This window comes from Mycobacterium sp. IDUB_24 (assembly GCF_055419385.1).
Genome location: NZ_JBVAXO010000003.1, coordinates 123,665 through 140,059, shown reverse-complemented (window position 1 = coordinate 140,059; position 16,395 = coordinate 123,665). Strand labels below are relative to the sequence as shown.

Below are 16,395 nucleotides of genomic sequence, written 5' to 3'. Positions count from 1 at the left end.
CGCCGTGACGCATTTTCTGGTTCTTTTGTTGGCTCTTTTCATCGGCGTGGTGGCCGGATTGCGGGCATTCACCGCTCCGGCCGCGGTGGCGTGGGCCGCTGCATTGAATTGGATCAACCTCGACGGCACCTGGGTTCAGTGGTTGGCGCACCCGGTCACGGTCACTGTGCTGACAATTCTGGCTGTGGTGGAGTTGGTTACCGATCAGCTGCCGCGCACGCCGAGCCGTAAGACCCCGGTGCAGTTCATCGCCCGCCTGATCACCGGCGCCTTCGCCGGTGCGGTGATCGGCACCGCGTGGGGCTTCACGTACACCGCGGTCGGTGCGGCGCTCGTCGGCGCGGTGATCGGCACGCTCGGCGGTTACGAGGCACGAAAGCGCTTGGTCGCCCGCAACGATGGTCACGATCTGCCCGTCGCGCTCTTCGAGGATGCGGTCGCCGTGCTCGGCGGTTTCGCCATCGCAGCCCTGACCTCGATCCTCTAACCCATGGCGTCCGCGCAGAGTTTCGACGCAATCGTCATCGGCGCGGGGCAGGCCGGGCCGCCGTTGGCGGGCCGGTTGACCGCGGCGGGGCAGACCGTCGCGGTGATCGAACGCAAGCTCGTGGGCGGCACCTGCGTCAACTACGGCTGCATCCCCACCAAAACCCTTGTGGCCAGCGCACATGCCGCGCATCTGGCGCGACGTGGCGCTGATTTCGGCATCGGCACAGGCGAAGTCGCGGTTGACATGGCCAAGGTCAAGGCCCGCAAGGATGCGATCATGCTGGCCGACCGCCACGGTGTCGAGGATTGGCTCGAGGGGATGAACGGCGCGACGCTTTTCCGCGGCCATGCCCGTTTCGTGGACCCGCACACCATCGACGTCGACGGCGAATTGCTGCGGGCCGATCGAATCTTCCTCAATGTCGGTGGCCGCGCGGTGGTTCCGGATTTTCCCGGTCTGGACGGCATCGATTACCTGACCAATGTCGGGATCTTGGACCTCGACGAAGTGCCGGAACACCTGGTGATCGTGGGCGGTAGTTACATCGCGCTGGAGTTCGCGCAGATGTACCGCCGGTTCGGTGCCAGGGTCACGGTGATCGAGAAGGGTGCGCGCCTGACCTCCCGCGAGGACGAGGATGTGTCGGCCACCATCGCCGACATTCTGCGGGCCGAGGGCATCGAGGTCGTGCTGAACGCCACCGGAATCCGGTTCGCCGCGCAGGACGGCGGTTTCGAGGTGACGCCGCGCGCCGGCGCCGATCCGATCACCGGTACGCACCTGCTGCTCGCGGTGGGTCGCTTACCGAACACCGACGATCTCGGGTTGGAGAACGCCGGCGTGGACCTCGACGGTCGCGGTTATGTCGTGGTCGACGATCAGTTGCGCACCACGGCCGAGCACATCTGGGCGATGGGGGATTGCAACGGCAAGGGCGCGTTCACCCACACGTCCTACAACGACTTCGAGATCGTTGCCGCCAATCTGCTCGACGACGACCCGCGTCGCGTGAGCGATCGCGTCACCACCTATGCGCTCTACATCGATCCGCCGCTGGGCCGCGCCGGGATGACCGTCGATCAGGTACGCAAATCCGGTCGAAAAGCGTTGGTGGGCAAGCGTCCGATGACCAGGGTCGGCCGGGCGGTGGAGAAGGGCGAGACCCAGGGCTTCATGAAGGTGGTCGTGGATGCCGAGACCGAGGAGATTCTGGGGGTGGCGATCCTCGGTGTCGGCGGCGACGAGGTGGTGCATTCCCTTCTCGATGTCATGACGGCGAAACTGCCCTACACGGCGATTTCGCGCACCATGCACATCCACCCGACCGTCAGCGAGCTGGTGCCTACGATGCTGCAGGAGCTGAAACCGCTGGACTGAACGTGCGGCCGATGTTGAGCTGGCGCGTCACCAGTGCGACACGCTGCCCGAGGTGGCGGCACGTGCGCACATCGGAGGGATGCACCTGATCGGGGTTGGCGTCCACGTTCGTCTGGGCCCCGGCGCCCAGGAAGAAGCCGAGCCGGTTGAGGTCGTCCTCGCTGCTGAACGAGGTGTTCCAACCGGTTCTCAAACCCAGGTTCACCCAGTGCATGTGGTGCTGGGCGGCGAAGACCACCAGTGAACTGAGTGTGTTGAGCTTGTCGCCGCTCTTACCTCCGGAGTTCGTGAAGCCGCCGGCCACCTTGTCACGCCAGGTGCCGTCCATGCACCGCTGGCCGGTTTTCTCGGCGAACGCCTGAAAACCCGCCGACACGTTCCCCATGTAGGTGGGGCTGCCGAAGATCATGGCGTCGACGTTGTCCAGCAGGTCCCAATCCTCGTCGGTCATGGTCTCGACGTGCATGACGGTGACGTCGGCGCCGCCGTCGCGAGCACCCGCCGCGACGGCATCGGCCAGGGTTGACGTGTGGCCGAATCCGGAGTGGTGAACCACTGCGACGGTGGGGGCAGCGATGTCAGTTCCATTGTGTGGCATGTTGTTTCCTTCTATCGGTTCCATTGGGTGCCGAGCATCTGGGCGACTTCCTGATAGCGCTGGGTCCAGCCGGGCAGCTGGTGCCCGCCCAGATGCGCCTCGAGCCGGTCCAGATAGGCGTGGGTGCCGGGGTGAAAGCCTTGACCGTCGGAGACCGTGAGTCCGCGATGGCTGAACCGCAGCAGGGTGCCGTCGCCGTCGGGGATGAGCTCGTAACGCACGACTCCGGGTTCAGGGGCCGACAGTACGGCCTGGCTCCATTCGTGCTCGAAAACCCTTGGCGGGTCCCATACCCGGATCCGCCCGGTCATCGTCTTCTGCTGCGGCGGAATCGGCGGTGAATGCGGAATCATCTCGATCGAGCCGCCCTCACGGGCGTCGATGGTCGTTTCGCCCATCCACTGACTGCGCTGTTCGGGATCGGTGATGGCGGCCCATACCGCGTCGACGGGATAGGGCAGCCGCCGCTCGAAGTTCAGAGCGGCCCGGTCGCCCTCGACGGTGAGTTTGCCTTCGCGGCTGGTCATTTCGTCTCCTTATGGGTCGCTTTGAGATGACGCTCCAGGGCGTCGAGGTGATCGGTCCAGTAGCGGCGGTACCGTTCGATCCACTCGTCGATCTGCACCAGGCCATCGGCGCGCAACGCGTAGATGCGGCGCTGCGCATCTGGCCGTACCTCGACCAACCCGACTTCCCGCAACACCCGTAGGTGCCGCGACACGGTGGGCTGGGTCAGCTCAGGGAGGGTGGCCACCAGCTCGCCTGCGGTGCGTTCACCGTCGACGAGGGCGTCGAGCAATGCGCGCCGACTGGGTTCGGCTATCGCCTCGAACACGTCCATGGTGTCAAGTATTGCATTAGGTCTATATAGACGCAAGGGCATATATGAGTCGGGTGGCATGTTGCCGAGATTGCACATGGGATCAGGAGTTCTCGAGATTGGCGACCCTGAACGCAATCTCGACAGCCCGCAGGCTGCATCGACGGGGTGCTCCGGCACGAGCCTTGCGACCACGCCCAGTCGGCCTAAAATGGGCAGAGTCGGGGTGCTCGCTTGAGGCTATGCCGGAGGTGGGGTGTGATCCGATTGAAGAATCTGGGAAAGTTGGCCGCCGGACTCGGCGTGGTGGCGGTGCCGATCAGTGTCGCGGTTGCCGGTGCGGGGTCGGCATCGGCTGATCCGGGCCTGTGTGTCAGTGGCCCATACGGTTTCGCGCATGCCTGCGTGGACACGCCCGGCTGGTACAACGGTTGGTATGACGGTCCGCGTTGGCGTGGCGGTTGGGACGGCGACCGTTGGGGCGAAGACGATTAGTCGGTGCGGGTAGACGCGCGCAGCATGCGCAACTGACCGATCTCCGCAGCGTTCTTCGTCAGCTCGACGTTCAACCACAACACCATGTCGGCCAACGACCGGCCGGAATCCGGGCCCCACGGAAACGCCGCGGGGCCAAGGAGATCCGTGTCGGTCAGCGAGTCCAGTACGTCGCTCCACCGTGCACTGAGCACCCTGATCCGCTGCACCGAGGCCGCAGGGCCAGGCCAGTCGATCTCCGAGTGCGGAACTGGGGGCCGGCCGTCGACATGGGCCAGGGCGGTCGACCACCAGAAAATCATGTGCCAGGTGAGCCAGCCGATGGTCGGAACCGGAATCGGATCAGGTTCGGTGTCAGCCCAGTCCGGCCACCACCGACCTGAAGAATCCTCGTGCACCGTCCACACCAATGGGCCGGGCTCCCACAGGTGATCACCCTCGGACAGCGCCGACAGGTGCAGGTCGGTCAGCGCCCAGGCCAGGTCGAACTGCCGACGCAACGCAGCGATCACGACGCCCGCATCACCAGCAGGGTCTGTGCCGAAGTGCCGATAAACCCTTGGCGGTCAAAGATTTCCGCAGTGGTGGCGCCGACACCGTCCGGACCGATCGAGCCACGGGCACGCACCGCGAAGTCCGAGCCCTCCGGAAGCCGGTGCAGATGCACCGAGGTATCGGTGTTCATGAAGATGAACTTCTCCGGATCCAGCGCCGCGCCAATACCGTTGGCCGAATCCACCACGAGCGCGAGGCGCTGCAGGGCCGTCGTCTCCTCGTCGTCGACCACCGGCGTCAACGGACTCATCCACGCCACGGCGGCCTCGCCCTCGGCAGTCCGCTGCCGCCGCCACGTCACGCTTTCCAGATAGCCGGGCACGCCTTGCCAGTTGTGTGCCACGTCGGCGGCCGAGCCCTCCACCAACGGCGGGAAGCGGTCGGTGACCACGTCACTGGTGTCGCTGGGTGCCAGCAGCCAGGCCGTCACCCGCGCCACCGCCCGCCAGGTGCCGTCGGGCCGGGCCGCCTCCATCTCCGACGCGACCATGGAGATACGTGAGCCCGGCCGGTCCACCCACGCCCGAACCCGCACCGGCGCAACGGGAATCGCGCCGAGGATGTCGAGCGTCAACCGTCCCACGCGCAGACCGGAGTCCGCGGTCAACTCCTCGATGGCCTTGGTCAACAGTGCCAGCGGCGGCGAGCCGTGCTGAATGGCCGGATCCCAGTTGCTCCGGGTATCCGCGGTGGATTCGAACAATTGATACTCACCATCGGAACCGAGCCGATGGTAGTGACACCCGATCATGCAGCTCCTGATTCTGGCCACCCCGGATAGGGCGGTGGGGTGCCGCCGAACGCCGGGCACAAACTCTGATGCGCGCACCACGAGCACAACCGTGACGGGTTGGGCCGGAAGTCGCCGGTGGCCCCGGCAGCCTGGATGGCTTTCCAGATCGCCATCAGGGTGCGCTCGAACCGCAGCAGCTCGTCATGCTCGGGGGAGTAGTCGAGCACCTGACCGTCGGCCAGATACAACAGCCGAAGCCGGGACGGCATCACCCCACGCGAGCGCAGCAACGCGACGGCGTAGAACTTCATCTGGAACATCGCCTTGAACTCGGCCTGTGCCCGCGCCTCGGGCGGGGCCTTGCCGGTCTTGTAATCGACGACGCGCAACTCTCCCGACGGCGCCACATCGATCCGGTCGACGAATCCGCGCAACAGCGTGCCGTCGGCGAGTTCGACCTCGAGACGGTGTTCGCAGCACTGCGGATCGAACCGGGTCGGATCCTCCAGCCGGTAGTACCCCGACAACAGCGCCCTGGCCTCGGCGAGCAACGTGGTCGGATACTCGGTGTCGGCCAGCTCGGGCTCGGCGGCGACGACTTGCTCCCACGCCGGCTCGACCAGCGTCAGCGCGGTGTCGTGCACTCGCTCGGCTGCGGGAAGCCCGTACAGCTGCTCCAACGCGGCGTGCACCAGCGAACCGCGCAGCTGGGCGGTGGACCGGGGCTCGGGCAGCCGGTCGATGGCGCGGAACCGGTAAAGCAGGGGGCACTGTTTGAAATCGCCGGCCCGAGACGGTGACAGCGCCGGGCGGCGCGGCGTCGGGGCCGGTTCCTCACTCACATCCGTAAGCCTAGGACCGGGCACCGACAAAGTTGCAGAACCCCGGGCACCCGGCCGGGTACGGGTACTGGCAGGCTGGACGCCCGTGGCAGGGAAGAGACCGACCGGACCGTTTGCCGTTGGCGACCGGGTGCAACTCACCGACGCCAAGGGCCGGCGCTACACGATGGTGCTCAACCCCGGCGGTGAGTTCCACACCCATCGCGGCATCATCGCCTTCGACAACGTGATCGGGCTGCCGGAAGGCAGCGTGGTCAAATCCACCAACGGCGACCAGTTCCTGGTGCTGCGACCGCTCCTGGTCGATTACGTGATGTCGATGCCGCGCGGTGCGCAGGTGATCTATCCCAAGGACGCCGCACAGATCGTCCACGAGGGTGACATCTTCCCGGGCGCCCGGGTGTTGGAGGCCGGTGCCGGGTCCGGCGCACTGACCTGCTCGCTGCTGCGGGCGGTCGGCCCCGAGGGCCGCGTGACGTCCTACGAGATCCGTGACGATCACGCCCCGACCGCCGAACGCAACGTCATCACATTCTTCGGTGAGCGCCCGGAGAACTGGGATCTGGTGATCGCCGACCTCGCCGACTACGACGGCCCGGAGATGGACCGCGTGGTCCTGGACATGCTGGCGCCCTGGGAGGTGCTGCCCGCGGTCTCCAAGGCACTGGTCGCCGGTGGTGTGCTGATGGTCTACGTGGCCACCGTCACCCAGCTGTCGCGGGTTGTGGAGGCGCTTCGCGAGCAGCAGTGCTGGACCGAACCGCGGGCCTGGGAAAGCATGCAGCGCGGCTGGCATGTGGTGGGTCTGGCCGTCCGCCCGGAACACAACATGCGCGGCCACACCGCTTTTCTGGTCAGCGCGCGCAAATTGGCGCCGGGTGCGGTTGCGCCGGTCCCGCTGCGCAAGAAACGTCAGCTCGCCGCCGGGCCCGAGTCCAGCGTCTGACGGCCCATCGGCCGGCGTCGCTTTCTGCACCGCGGTTGCTCTGAGGCCTGGATGACCACCCTCACGTCGAAAACGGCGCGCGTGGCACCGCGGAATCGAGCGTCTGACGGCTCAGTCATCGCTGTGGTGCAAGCCCCTTCGGGCGGAGAGTAATTCGAGCTCGGGTCGGCTTGCGACCATCCGTTCGGCGGCATCGAGCACGTCGACCACGTGGGCACGGTCGGCGGCGACGACTCCGACGCCGATGCCGGCGCGGCGGTGCAGGTCCTGGGCGCCGGATTCGGCTGCCGACACCGCGAGCTTCCGGTGCAACTCGGCGATCACCGGACGGATGACCGAGCGCTTCTGTTTGAGCGAGTGCACATCACCGAGCAGCAGGTCGAACTCCAGCCAGCCGATCCACATGGCCCGGCTCAGCGGGGTGGAGTCGGCGCGGGCGGCGTAGATGCTTCGGCGCCGGCGCCCATCACCAGCAACAGGTCGGCGGTGTGCCGGGTCAGCTGCCAGCCGTCGCCGTGCGGGGTGAATTCCATCGGGAAGCTGAAATCGCGCGCCGAGTTCTCACCGCCCGCGGTGACGTTGACGGTTGCCACCACGTTCTTCGGCTCGGTCTGCGACCACGCCAGATCGGTGGCCTGGAAGGTCAGCGGGGTGAACCCGTTGTCGGCCAGCGCGCGACCGAACTTGTCCAGCGCTGCGGCGTCATCGGCCGTGCCCTGTTCCACCAGGATGACCTTGTCGGCGCCGGGGACGTTCACGTCGGCCAGCCGGTCCAGCACGCCGGTCAGCGCTTCGGGGGCAGGCAGCGGCGCGGCGGGCGGGACCTGCGGCACGGTCGTGGATTGCACGCTGGTCGTGGGGTGCGAAGTCTTGGCCGGATGCTCGCCACTACTGCACCCGCATAGCCCAAGTGCCGCCACGATCGTGGCGGCACTCAGGACAGCGATACGGCTGCGGTTCAATTACCTACTCAGCCGACAGAGGACAGCAGGTTCAGGGCCGATCCCTTGGAGATCTGCCAGCCGGTGGGGCTCGGGCCGGCCACGAACTGGATGTTCTGGGTGGCGGTGCCGCCGGTGGCCGAGGTTGCGGTCACGTCGGCGAACGCCACGCCGCCCTGATCATCGATATTGGCGATGTCGAAGGTCAGCGGGAACTTCCCTTCCGCAGCGGCCTTGCTGAACGCGCGGTCCGCGGCGATGCTCTCGATACGGCCGATGCCCCCCTGGATGTAGGAGGCCTTGCCGCTGAACGAGCCGCCGTTGGAGAGCGCCTGCAAGGTCTGCACCAGTGGCGTTGCCAGATCCGGCGCCGGGGTGGCCGGCAGAGGCGCGTCGAACACGACCGGCTGGATCGCCGGGGCGGTCGACATGCCGCTGGATGCAATAGATGTCACACCCGCCGCTGCTCCGCTCACCACAGCGGCGGCAGCAGCTGCGGTGATAAAGCCGGTAACGAGGGTTTTCAAGGCCACGATTGTCCTTTCGATCGGACCAACTGAATTAAGAGGCTAACAGTCGTGCTGGTGTGTCTCGTTCCTAGAGCGCACACAATGGCTGAATCGCCGGTAGCGTTGAAGTTGTTACTGCACCAACTTACGGTGCGGGAGGGAGCGCAATATGAGTGAGTCAGAGCGTTCGGACGGCCATGCCGAGAGTTTCTCGGCCGGCCACTCGCAACCCATGTCCAACGATGAGGCCGCCGAGCTGGAATCGCTGCGTCGTGAGGCTGCGGTTCTCCGTGAGCAACTGGAGAATGCGGTAGGGCCCCAGAGCGGACTGCGCAGTGCCCGTGACGTCCACCAGCTTGAGGCGCGGATCGACTCGCTCGCGTCGCGCAACGCGAAGCTCATGGACACACTCAAAGAGGCCCGCCAGCAACTGCTCGCCCTGCGCGAGGAGGTGGACCGGCTGGGCCAGCCGCCCAGCGGCTACGGCGTGCTGCTGGGCACCCATGAGGACGACACCGTCGATGTGTTCACGTCCGGGCGCAAGATGCGACTCACCTGCTCGCCGAACATCGAGACCTCCTCGCTCAAGCAGGGCCAGACGGTCCGGCTCAACGAGGCGCTCACCGTGGTCGAGGCCGGCAACTTCGAGGCCGTCGGCGAGATCAGCACGTTGCGCGAAATCCTGTCCGACGGCCACCGGGCACTGGTCGTGGGTCATGCCGACGAGGAGCGCATCGTGTGGCTGGCCGAGCCCCTGGTCGCCGCCGAGGATCTGCCCGACCTTCCTGACGCCAGGCAAGACGATGACCGGCCCCGCAAACTGCGTCCCGGCGATTCCCTGCTGGTCGACACCAAGGCCGGATACGCCTTCGAGCGCATTCCGAAGGCCGAGGTCGAGGATCTGGTGCTCGAAGAGGTGCCCGACGTCAGCTACAGCGACATCGGCGGCCTGGGCCGGCAGATCGAGCAGATCCGCGACGCCGTGGAGCTGCCGTTCCTGCACAAGGAGCTCTACCGCGAGTACTCGCTGCGTCCGCCGAAGGGAGTGCTCCTCTACGGCCCGCCCGGTTGCGGTAAGACGCTGATCGCCAAGGCCGTGGCGAACTCGCTGGCCAAGAAGATGGCCGAGGTTCGTGGCGACGACGCGCGTGAGGCGAAGAGTTACTTCCTCAACATCAAGGGCCCCGAGCTGCTGAACAAGTTCGTCGGTGAGACCGAACGTCACATCCGGCTCATCTTCCAACGCGCTCGCGAGAAGGCCTCCGAGGGCACCCCGGTGATCGTGTTCTTCGACGAGATGGACTCCATCTTCCGTACCCGCGGCACCGGTGTCAGCTCGGATGTCGAGACAACTGTTGTGCCGCAGCTGCTTTCGGAGATCGACGGTGTGGAGGGGCTGGAGAACGTCATCGTCATCGGCGCTTCCAACCGCGAGGACATGATCGACCCTGCGATCCTGCGGCCCGGCCGCCTGGACGTCAAGATCAAGATCGAGCGGCCCGACGCCGAGTCGGCACAGGACATCTTCTCGAAGTACCTGACCGAGGCGCTGCCGGTGCACGCCGACGACCTCGCCGAGTTCGGCGACGACCGCTCGCTGACGATCAAGACGATGATCGAGAAGGTCGTGGACCGGATGTACGCCGAGATCGACGACAACCGGTTCCTGGAGGTCACCTACGCCAACGGTGACAAGGAAGTCATGTACTTCAAGGACTTCAACTCCGGTGCCATGATCCAGAACGTCGTCGACCGGGCGAAGAAGAACGCGATCAAGGCCGTGCTGGAGACCGGTCAGCCCGGCCTGCGTATCCAGCATCTGCTGGATTCCATCGTCGACGAGTTCGCGGAGAACGAGGACCTGCCCAACACCACCAATCCCGATGACTGGGCCCGTATCTCGGGCAAGAAGGGCGAGCGGATCGTCTACATCCGCACGCTCGTCACCGGGAAGAGCTCGAGTGCGAGCCGTGCCATCGACACCGAGTCGAACCTGGGCCAGTACCTGTAACCGCAGAACCTGCGGGCGAATCGGCCCCGGCCGGGCGGTGACGGTGGCAGCATGACGGTGTGACCACACCGTCGCTGTCGTGGGACGTGGTGTCCGTCGACAAGCCGGATGACCTCAACGTCGTCATCGGGCAGGCGCACTTCATCAAGACGGCCGACGACCTGCACGAGGCCATGGTGGGAGTCAGCCCGTCGTTGCGGTTCGGGCTGGCCTTCTGTGAGGCGTCCGGTCCACGATTGGTCCGGCGCAGCGGCAATGATCCCGATCTGGTCGAGTTGGCGGTGCGCAATGCGCTGGCGATCGCCGCCGGGCACACCTTCGTGATCTTCCTGCGCGAGGGATTTCCGGTGAACGTCCTGAATCCGATCAAAGGGGTCCCGGAGGTCTGCTCGATCTTCTGTGCCACCGCAAATCCGGTCGAGGTGCTGGTTGCCGTCACTCCGCTCGGCCGCGGCATCGCGGGCGTGATCGACGGACAGTCGCCGCTGGGCGTCGAATCCGATGACGACGTTGCGGCCCGGCGGGATCTGTTGCGCGCGATCGGCTACAAGCTCTGACGGGTCAGGATTCGGCCGTGTGCGTGCGGTAGCGGTCGCGGGCCACCAGCGTGAGTCGCAGATCGTCGAGCAGCGGGTCGAGGAACCGGGTCCGCTGCTCGGCGTCGGATACCGCCCGGGCGCTGAGGTACATGAACGTCAAGGCGGTCAGGAACATGGTGGTCTGGATCAGCGCCTGGGGTACCGGGAAAGTCATCCCCAGCAGCTGGCCGTCGGGTGATCCGTTGCGGGTCCAGGCGGCCAGCAGTTCCGGGCTGAGCAGGATCAGCCCCAGCACGAAGAAAATCAGCGCTGTCACGACCGCGACAGTGAGCACCTGGACGATCTGGGACAGCACGAGCGCAAACACCACGTTGACCCGTTCCGGTTTCGACAGATGCACTCGCCTCGGCCGGTCGGGCATGTCGGCGAACGGGGTGCCGGCCAGCCGCCGGGCGTCCTCGGGTTCCTTGGCGTCGGGCCGCAGAATCGGCCGTACCCGCTCCAGCGTGCTGGAGACCAGAAACACCGACGCGATCGCAAAGAGGAAGAGCAGCGCCAGCCAGAGCCTGGTCCGGCTCAAGGTGGACGCCATCAGCCAGACGTAGGTGTTGAAGAACACCAGTACGGTCAGCAGCACCACCGGCAGTGCCCGGACGAACAGGCTGCCGACCGATGCCAGATTGGAGATCGTCACCCGGGCCGCGAAACCCAGGATCGATCCGATTCCTGTTGCGGTGCAAAGTAAGACGATTGAAACGACCACCAATTCGATGATCAGGTTCACGCCGTCTCGCGTGGTCATACCGCCGTAGAACCCGCTCACCACGATCACCACACCGGCCACCGTCGATGCCGCGCCGGCCGCCCGTGCGGACGGTAGTCGAGAGACCGACCATCCGACCACGGCGGCGGTCGGCAACACCAGCAGCAATACCGCCAGCACGAACCACTCGGTGCGGGTCGGGGTGCCATCGATGTCGATGGTGTGCTTTCCGGTCAGGGCGACCACCAGCACGGAGCTCAGCATCACCCACGCGTAGGCGGCCAGAGCCGGAGCCGACCGCGCCCACACCGAACGGACCAAAGCACCCGGACGTAATACTGCAGGCAGTCCGTTGGCCAGGAACCAGCGTTCAGCCGCGATACGGTCAGGGGATCGTGAACTCGCCACGGCTCTCATCACGACTACTGCACCAAGCAATCACCGGTACGGCAAGCACCGGATGGTGACGGGCACAGCGTGTCGCGGCAAACCGCGTGCGGGCGGTCAGTTGGCCGCTGAGCCGATCTCCGCGGCGACAGCAGCCAGCTCATCGAGCACGACGGACACCGCGGGCCGCGCCACCGCACCCGCGCGGGTGACCGCCTCCACTCGGCGCGCCACCGATATGTCGGCGATCGGCAACCGCACCAACTCGCGCGCCAGCCTCACGTAGCGAGGCATCAGGGCGATACCGGTGCCCGCGTGCACCAGCTCCTCCACCACACGGAAGTCATTGATCCGCTGGATGATTCGCGGTCGAATGCCGGACAGGATGGTGATCGAATTCAGCACGTCGTCGACCATCAGCCCCCCTTCCACGCCGATCCAGCGTTCTTCGGCCAGATCGGTCAGCCGGACCTGATCGCGGCTCGCGAGATGATGCCCCGGCGAAAGGACGACATCCAGTGGTTCCCGTAGCAGCTGGGTCGCCTCGAAGCGTGGGCCCCACGGCGATGCGTCGCGTTCGTCGCGGTGCACCACCACGACATCGAAGTCGGCGAGTTGCGCCGGAGCCCGGGCGGCCGGAAGGTCGATGTCGCGCCCGAGTACCTGGACCCCGTGCTTGGCTGCCCGAAGGATCAACGGGGCCAACAACATTGCCGCGCCGGAGGGAAAGAACGACACGCTCACTGCGCCTCGGGGCGTGCTGCGGTAGGAGTCCATCTCGGCCCGGGCTCGGTCCAGGGCCGCCAACACGGTGTCGGCGTGCCCTACGAGCACCTGCCCGGCGTCGGTCAGGCGCACCCGCCTGCCGTCGGGTTCGATCAATGCCACGCCGGCCTCGCGTTGCAGGATCTTCAGCTGTTGGGAGACGGCCGAGGGTGTCATGGACAGCACCTGTGCCACTGCGGCGACTGTGCCGTGGTCGGCGAGCTCTCGCAACATCCGTAGGCGACCAGCATCCATGAAGCAATGCTACATATAATCGGTTAAAAGAGTAGCTTGACTGAACTATCGAGCAGGCTAGAGGCTGACCCGTATGGCCCGACGTTCTACCGACTCCTGCCTACTTGCCGTCGCGGTGGTGTGGGGATCGAGCTATCTGGTCACCAAGGAGATCGCCGCGCCCGACACGGTTTTCGCGCTGCTGGTGGTTCGATTCGCCCTTGCCGCAGCGGTGCTGGCTGTCGTCCTGTGCCGGCGCCTGGCGGGATTGACCCGCGGTGAGGTCGCTTCGGGTGCGGTCGGTGGAATCCTTCTGGCCGCGGTCTGTATCGCCGAAACCTTCGGCGTCACCGCGACATCGGCGTCCAATGCGGGACTGATCATGGCGCTGACCATCGTGGCCACACCCATGATCCAGGGCCATCGGGTCGCGCACCGCTTCTACCTGGCGGCAGCGCTCGCGGTGATCGGCTGCGCGATGCTGACCCAGTCCGGCGGTCTGACCGCCCCGCGGGCAGGCGACATGGTGATCGTCATCGCCGCCCTGTTGCGGGCGGTGCATGTCACCGTCATGGCGCGGATGTCGGCAGCGAATGAGATCGACTCGGCCCGAACCACTCTGGTGCAGCTGATCACCGTCGCCGCAGTGGCGCTCGCCCTGTGCGCGGCGTCCGGGCAGTCCGTGCCGGCGGTGGCCGCGGCGTACGGCGTAGCCGACTGGGCCCTGATCGGGTATCTGGTGTTGGCCTGCACGGTGTTCGCGTTCCTCGTGCAACTGCGGGCACTGGGCACGATCAGCCCGGCCCGGGTCAGTCTCCTGGTGGGCACCGAACCACTGTGGGCGGCCGTCGTCGGTGTGACGGTGGCCGATGATCCGGTCACCGGCGCCGGAATCGCCGGAGCCGTACTGGTGATCATCGGCACGATGTGGGGACGCATGATTCTCACCTCACCGGCCTCGGCGTTGCTCCGGCACCGGGTAGGCGTCACGCTCGGTCCCCAGCGCAGCGTTGCTGCGGTGATCTCGGAGTAGGCGAGGCGCCGCTACGGATCGCGTGGGGTTGCCCGTACAACGATAGGGCGACCAACGCCGAGGCGACGATTCGAGGGGAGCCCGCCGAGCGGGTTCGATCGGCTTTTGAAGATCGGCCGCACCCAGCGATTATTAAATTTCGATTTGAATTTCAGGGTGAAAAAGCGCGGAGAAATTTTCGAGTGTGCGTTCGGGTCCACCGGTCGGCCCCGCCGGGGGTACGGACGGGGCGGCGACGCCGAGGGTGGTACCCCCGCACCAATGTAACGATTCGATAACGGCGCTAACACTTTTCTGGAATTGACGAATGTCGCAGTTATTGCAGGTCAAAGGCTGTGACTACAGACGGATTGGCGCTTCCGGGGCGGTGTCGGCGCTTGATCCGGGCAGGGCGGTGTGCTTACGTCGAAGGCACCGATGGCTTGAAACTGACGATGATCGCTGAGAAGTTCGGTGGTGACTTTTAACTCGATATGCGTGTTTTAGAAAGCGTTCCCGGGCGCCATTCCCGGGAAGAGTTCCTGCGCCAACCGCGGGGTACCGATGCGATTGGCATCCGTGACCTCGCCGAAGCTACCGGTGTGCTGGATCTGAATTCCACTTACGCCTATCTGCTGCTGGCAACCGATTTTGCTGCGACGTCAATCGTCGCCGAACGCGACGGTGACCTGCACGGATTCATCACGGGCTACCACCCGCCGCCGCGACCGGATGTCCTGTTCGTGTGGCAGGTCGCCGTGGCGCCGTCGGCGCAGGGCGGGGGACTGGCCAGCACGATGCTCGACGCGCTGGTGCACCGGGTTCGATCGCAGCGCGACGGACGCCCGGTCACCGTGGAAGCCACGGTCTCGCCCGGCAATGCCGCCTCACGCGCATTCTTCGGGGCCTTCGCGCGCCGGCATGGCGTGCCGCTCGTCGAAGACCCGCATTTCGGGTGCGACCTGCTGGATGCGGGCGGAGCACACGAAGATGAGCCGATCCTGCGGATGGGGCCGATCACCACACCGCTCTCTCGCTGAAATCAGTTATCTGATAACCATTTTGATCCACATTGGAAGGATTGTCCCTTGCTGCTGGCTACTACAGCACCCCTGACCGAATCTGACCTGCCCGACGTCTTCGGCACGGTTGAATCCGAGGTCCGCAGTTATTGCCGTGGCTGGCCCACCGTGATGAACAGCGCCGCGGGCTCCTGGGTGACCGACACCTCGGGACGCACCTATATCGACTTCTTCGCCGGGGCGGGGGCGCTGAACTACGGTCACAACAACCCCGCCCTCAAAGAGCCGTTGCTCCAATACCTTGCGTCCGACGGGATCGTGCACTCCCTGGACATGGCGACCGCTGCCAAGCAACGCTTCCTCGAGAGCTTCGAACGGCTCATCCTGCAGCCGCGCGGGCTCGATTACAAGGTGCAATTCCCCGGGCCGACGGGGGCCAACTCGGTGGAGGCGGCACTGAAGCTCGCCAGGAAGGTAACCGGTCGCGAGTCGGTTATCAGCTTCACCAACGCATTTCACGGCATGACGCTGGGCGCGTTGTCGGTCACCGGCAACTCGATGAAGCGGGCCGGCGCAGGTATCCCGTTGGTGCACGCCACCCCGATGCCCTACGACAACTACTTCGGTGGGGTCACCGAGGACTTCCAGTGGTTCGAGCGTGTGCTCGATGATTCGGGTAGTGGGCTCAACCGGCCCGCCGCGGTGATCGTCGAAACCGTCCAGGGCGAAGGCGGTCTCAACGTCGCACGGATCGAATGGCTGCGTGCCCTGGCCGAGTTGTGCCGCAAGCGCGACATCCTGCTGATCGTCGACGACGTCCAGATGGGATGCGGCCGCACCGGGCCGTTCTTCAGCTTCGAGGCCGCGGGCATCGTGCCCGATATCGTCACGATATCGAAGTCGGTCAGCGGATACGGGCTGCCGATGGCGCTCACGTTGTTCCGTCGCGATCTCGACGTGTGGACACCGGGGGAGCACAACGGCACGTTCCGTGGCCACAACCCCGCTTTCATCACCGCCACCGCGGCACTCGAGACATATTGGGAAAACGACGAATTCAGTGCCGAGACGGTCGCCAAGGGTGAGCTGGTCAGGGCTCGGCTGGAGGAGATCGCCGCGGCCCACGACGGAGTGACCGCCCGCGGCCGCGGGATGGCGCAGGGCATCAAATTCGACCAGGCGGACCTGGCCGGGCAGGTGTGCCGCGCCGCGTTCGACCGTGGCGCGCTGATAGAGACCAGTGGTCCGTCCGACGAAGTGGTCAAACTGCTGCCGCCGCTGACCACTTCAGCCGCCGAATTGTCCGAGGGTCTCGACATTCTCGCGGAGTCCGTCGCAGTCACGCTGGCCTGAGGA

Annotated in this window: 20 protein-coding genes; 9 read left to right on the top strand and 11 right to left on the bottom strand. The window is 65.8% G+C overall.

All coding sequences use genetic code 11. The annotated features are described in order from the left end of the window. Positions 1-4: 4 nt before the first annotated feature. Positions 5-487, top strand: coding sequence for a DUF4126 family protein (locus tag ACZYZF_RS13175; protein WP_463746788.1), 483 nt, complete (start codon positions 5-7; stop codon positions 485-487). A 3-nt stretch (positions 488-490) separates the two neighbouring features. Then, a complete protein-coding gene (locus ACZYZF_RS13170; protein ID WP_463746789.1) occupies positions 491-1,867 on the top strand; it encodes an FAD-containing oxidoreductase in 1,377 nt (458 codons plus the stop codon). Here the strand turns inward: ACZYZF_RS13170 and ACZYZF_RS13165 are convergent. The 3 genes from ACZYZF_RS13165 to ACZYZF_RS13155 are packed head-to-tail and all read right to left on the bottom strand — an operon-like array spanning position 1,833 to position 3,306. Beyond that, complete coding sequence (locus ACZYZF_RS13165; RefSeq protein WP_463746790.1) at positions 1,833-2,465, bottom strand: flavodoxin family protein; 633 nt, start codon at positions 2,463-2,465, stop codon at positions 1,833-1,835. The two genes, ACZYZF_RS13170 and ACZYZF_RS13165, sit on opposite strands and share 35 nt — an antisense overlap. Positions 2,466-2,476: 11 nt before the next feature. Next, positions 2,477-2,992, bottom strand: a complete 516-nt coding sequence (locus ACZYZF_RS13160) for an SRPBCC family protein (protein WP_463746791.1) — start codon at positions 2,990-2,992, stop codon at positions 2,477-2,479. Next, positions 2,989-3,306 (bottom strand): ArsR/SmtB family transcription factor, encoded by a 318-nt coding sequence (locus ACZYZF_RS13155; RefSeq protein ID WP_463746792.1) that lies wholly within the window; start codon positions 3,304-3,306, stop codon positions 2,989-2,991. Before ACZYZF_RS13155 ends, ACZYZF_RS13160 begins: the two co-directional genes overlap by 4 nt. Before the next feature lie 237 nt (positions 3,307-3,543). Between ACZYZF_RS13155 and ACZYZF_RS13150 the strand changes: the two genes are divergently transcribed. After that, on the top strand, positions 3,544-3,780 hold the full coding sequence (locus ACZYZF_RS13150; protein ID WP_463746793.1) for a hypothetical protein: 237 nt from the start codon (positions 3,544-3,546) through the stop codon (positions 3,778-3,780). Here the strand turns inward: ACZYZF_RS13150 and ACZYZF_RS13145 are convergent. The 3 genes from ACZYZF_RS13145 to ACZYZF_RS13135 are packed head-to-tail and all read right to left on the bottom strand — an operon-like array spanning position 3,777 to position 5,910. Beyond that, positions 3,777-4,292 carry a DinB family protein gene (locus ACZYZF_RS13145; protein WP_463746794.1) on the bottom strand — a complete coding sequence of 172 codons (516 nt, stop codon included), beginning with the start codon at positions 4,290-4,292 and terminating at the stop codon, positions 3,777-3,779. The two genes, ACZYZF_RS13150 and ACZYZF_RS13145, sit on opposite strands and share 4 nt — an antisense overlap. Beyond that, a complete protein-coding gene (locus ACZYZF_RS13140; RefSeq protein ID WP_463746795.1) occupies positions 4,289-5,086 on the bottom strand; it encodes a thioesterase family protein in 798 nt (265 codons plus the stop codon). The genes ACZYZF_RS13145 and ACZYZF_RS13140 overlap by 4 nt, the downstream gene beginning before the upstream one ends. Continuing rightward, positions 5,083-5,910 (bottom strand): RecB family exonuclease, encoded by an 828-nt coding sequence (locus ACZYZF_RS13135; protein WP_463746796.1) that lies wholly within the window; start codon positions 5,908-5,910, stop codon positions 5,083-5,085. The genes ACZYZF_RS13140 and ACZYZF_RS13135 overlap by 4 nt, the downstream gene beginning before the upstream one ends. A gap of 85 nt (positions 5,911-5,995) precedes the next feature. Between ACZYZF_RS13135 and ACZYZF_RS13130 the strand changes: the two genes are divergently transcribed. Then, positions 5,996-6,856, top strand: a complete 861-nt coding sequence (locus ACZYZF_RS13130; RefSeq protein WP_463746797.1) for a tRNA (adenine-N1)-methyltransferase — start codon at positions 5,996-5,998, stop codon at positions 6,854-6,856. 111 nt (positions 6,857-6,967) lie between these two features. Here ACZYZF_RS13130 and ACZYZF_RS13125 read toward each other — a convergent pair whose 3' ends face one another. The 3 genes from ACZYZF_RS13125 to ACZYZF_RS13115 are packed head-to-tail and all read right to left on the bottom strand — an operon-like array spanning position 6,968 to position 8,330. After that, entirely contained in the window at positions 6,968-7,261 is a 294-nt protein-coding gene (locus ACZYZF_RS13125) for a DUF503 domain-containing protein (RefSeq protein WP_463746798.1), read from the bottom strand. Positions 7,262-7,269: 8 nt separating this feature from the next. Beyond that, positions 7,270-7,818 carry a lipoprotein LppK gene (gene lppK, locus ACZYZF_RS13120; protein ID WP_463746799.1) on the bottom strand — a complete coding sequence of 183 codons (549 nt, stop codon included), beginning with the start codon at positions 7,816-7,818 and terminating at the stop codon, positions 7,270-7,272. Between the two features lie 8 nt (positions 7,819-7,826). Next, positions 7,827-8,330 (bottom strand): MTB12 family secreted protein, encoded by a 504-nt coding sequence (locus ACZYZF_RS13115; RefSeq protein WP_463746800.1) that lies wholly within the window; start codon positions 8,328-8,330, stop codon positions 7,827-7,829. 145 nt (positions 8,331-8,475) lie between these two features. Between ACZYZF_RS13115 and arc the strand changes: the two genes are divergently transcribed. Together arc and ACZYZF_RS13105 are read left to right on the top strand one after the other, a co-directional pair. After that, positions 8,476-10,317, top strand: a complete 1,842-nt coding sequence (gene arc / locus ACZYZF_RS13110) for a proteasome ATPase (protein ID WP_463746801.1) — start codon at positions 8,476-8,478, stop codon at positions 10,315-10,317. 59 nt (positions 10,318-10,376) lie between these two features. Next, entirely contained in the window at positions 10,377-10,874 is a 498-nt protein-coding gene (locus ACZYZF_RS13105; RefSeq protein WP_463746802.1) for an adenosine-specific kinase, read from the top strand. A 4-nt stretch (positions 10,875-10,878) separates the two neighbouring features. Here the strand turns inward: ACZYZF_RS13105 and ACZYZF_RS13100 are convergent, their stop codons facing one another. Continuing rightward, the gene (locus tag ACZYZF_RS13100) at positions 10,879-12,027 is read right to left on the bottom strand and encodes a hypothetical protein (RefSeq protein WP_463746803.1); all 1,149 of its coding nucleotides are present in this window, start codon (positions 12,025-12,027) and stop codon (positions 10,879-10,881) included. A gap of 96 nt (positions 12,028-12,123) precedes the next feature. Next, a complete protein-coding gene (locus ACZYZF_RS13095; RefSeq protein ID WP_463746804.1) occupies positions 12,124-13,026 on the bottom strand; it encodes a LysR family transcriptional regulator in 903 nt (300 codons plus the stop codon). Between the two features lie 73 nt (positions 13,027-13,099). On the opposite strand from ACZYZF_RS13095, the gene ACZYZF_RS13090 reads away from it, so the two are divergent. The 3 genes from ACZYZF_RS13090 to ectB all read left to right on the top strand — a co-directional run bounded on the left by ACZYZF_RS13090 (position 13,100) and on the right by ectB (position 16,392). Next, the gene (locus tag ACZYZF_RS13090; RefSeq protein ID WP_463746805.1) at positions 13,100-14,038 is read left to right on the top strand and encodes a DMT family transporter; all 939 of its coding nucleotides are present in this window, start codon (positions 13,100-13,102) and stop codon (positions 14,036-14,038) included. 473 nt (positions 14,039-14,511) lie between these two features. Continuing rightward, complete coding sequence (gene ectA / locus ACZYZF_RS13085) at positions 14,512-15,057, top strand: diaminobutyrate acetyltransferase (protein WP_463746806.1); 546 nt, start codon at positions 14,512-14,514, stop codon at positions 15,055-15,057. A gap of 48 nt (positions 15,058-15,105) precedes the next feature. Beyond that, a complete protein-coding gene (gene ectB, locus ACZYZF_RS13080) occupies positions 15,106-16,392 on the top strand; it encodes a diaminobutyrate--2-oxoglutarate transaminase (protein ID WP_463746807.1) in 1,287 nt (428 codons plus the stop codon). Positions 16,393-16,395: the final 3 nt, after the last annotated feature.

What these genes read in the sequence shown, in the direction of transcription:
- ACZYZF_RS13170 (WP_463746789.1), top strand. Translation starts at nt 491, where the DNA reads ATGGCGTCCGCGCAGAGTTTCGACGCAATCGTCATCGGCGCGGGGCAG.
- ACZYZF_RS13165 (WP_463746790.1), bottom strand. Translation starts at nt 2,465, where the DNA reads ATGCCACACAATGGAACTGACATCGCTGCCCCCACCGTCGCAGTGGTT.
- ACZYZF_RS13160 (WP_463746791.1), bottom strand. Translation starts at nt 2,992, where the DNA reads ATGACCAGCCGCGAAGGCAAACTCACCGTCGAGGGCGACCGGGCCGCT.
- ACZYZF_RS13155 (WP_463746792.1), bottom strand. Translation starts at nt 3,306, where the DNA reads ATGGACGTGTTCGAGGCGATAGCCGAACCCAGTCGGCGCGCATTGCTC.
- ACZYZF_RS13140 (WP_463746795.1), bottom strand. Translation starts at nt 5,086, where the DNA reads ATGATCGGGTGTCACTACCATCGGCTCGGTTCCGATGGTGAGTATCAA.
- ACZYZF_RS13125 (WP_463746798.1), bottom strand. Translation starts at nt 7,261, where the DNA reads ATGTGGATCGGCTGGCTGGAGTTCGACCTGCTGCTCGGTGATGTGCAC.
- arc (WP_463746801.1), top strand. Translation starts at nt 8,476, where the DNA reads ATGAGTGAGTCAGAGCGTTCGGACGGCCATGCCGAGAGTTTCTCGGCC.
- ACZYZF_RS13095 (WP_463746804.1), bottom strand. Translation starts at nt 13,026, where the DNA reads ATGGATGCTGGTCGCCTACGGATGTTGCGAGAGCTCGCCGACCACGGC.
- ACZYZF_RS13090 (WP_463746805.1), top strand. Translation starts at nt 13,100, where the DNA reads ATGGCCCGACGTTCTACCGACTCCTGCCTACTTGCCGTCGCGGTGGTG.
- ectA (WP_463746806.1), top strand. Translation starts at nt 14,512, where the DNA reads ATGCGTGTTTTAGAAAGCGTTCCCGGGCGCCATTCCCGGGAAGAGTTC.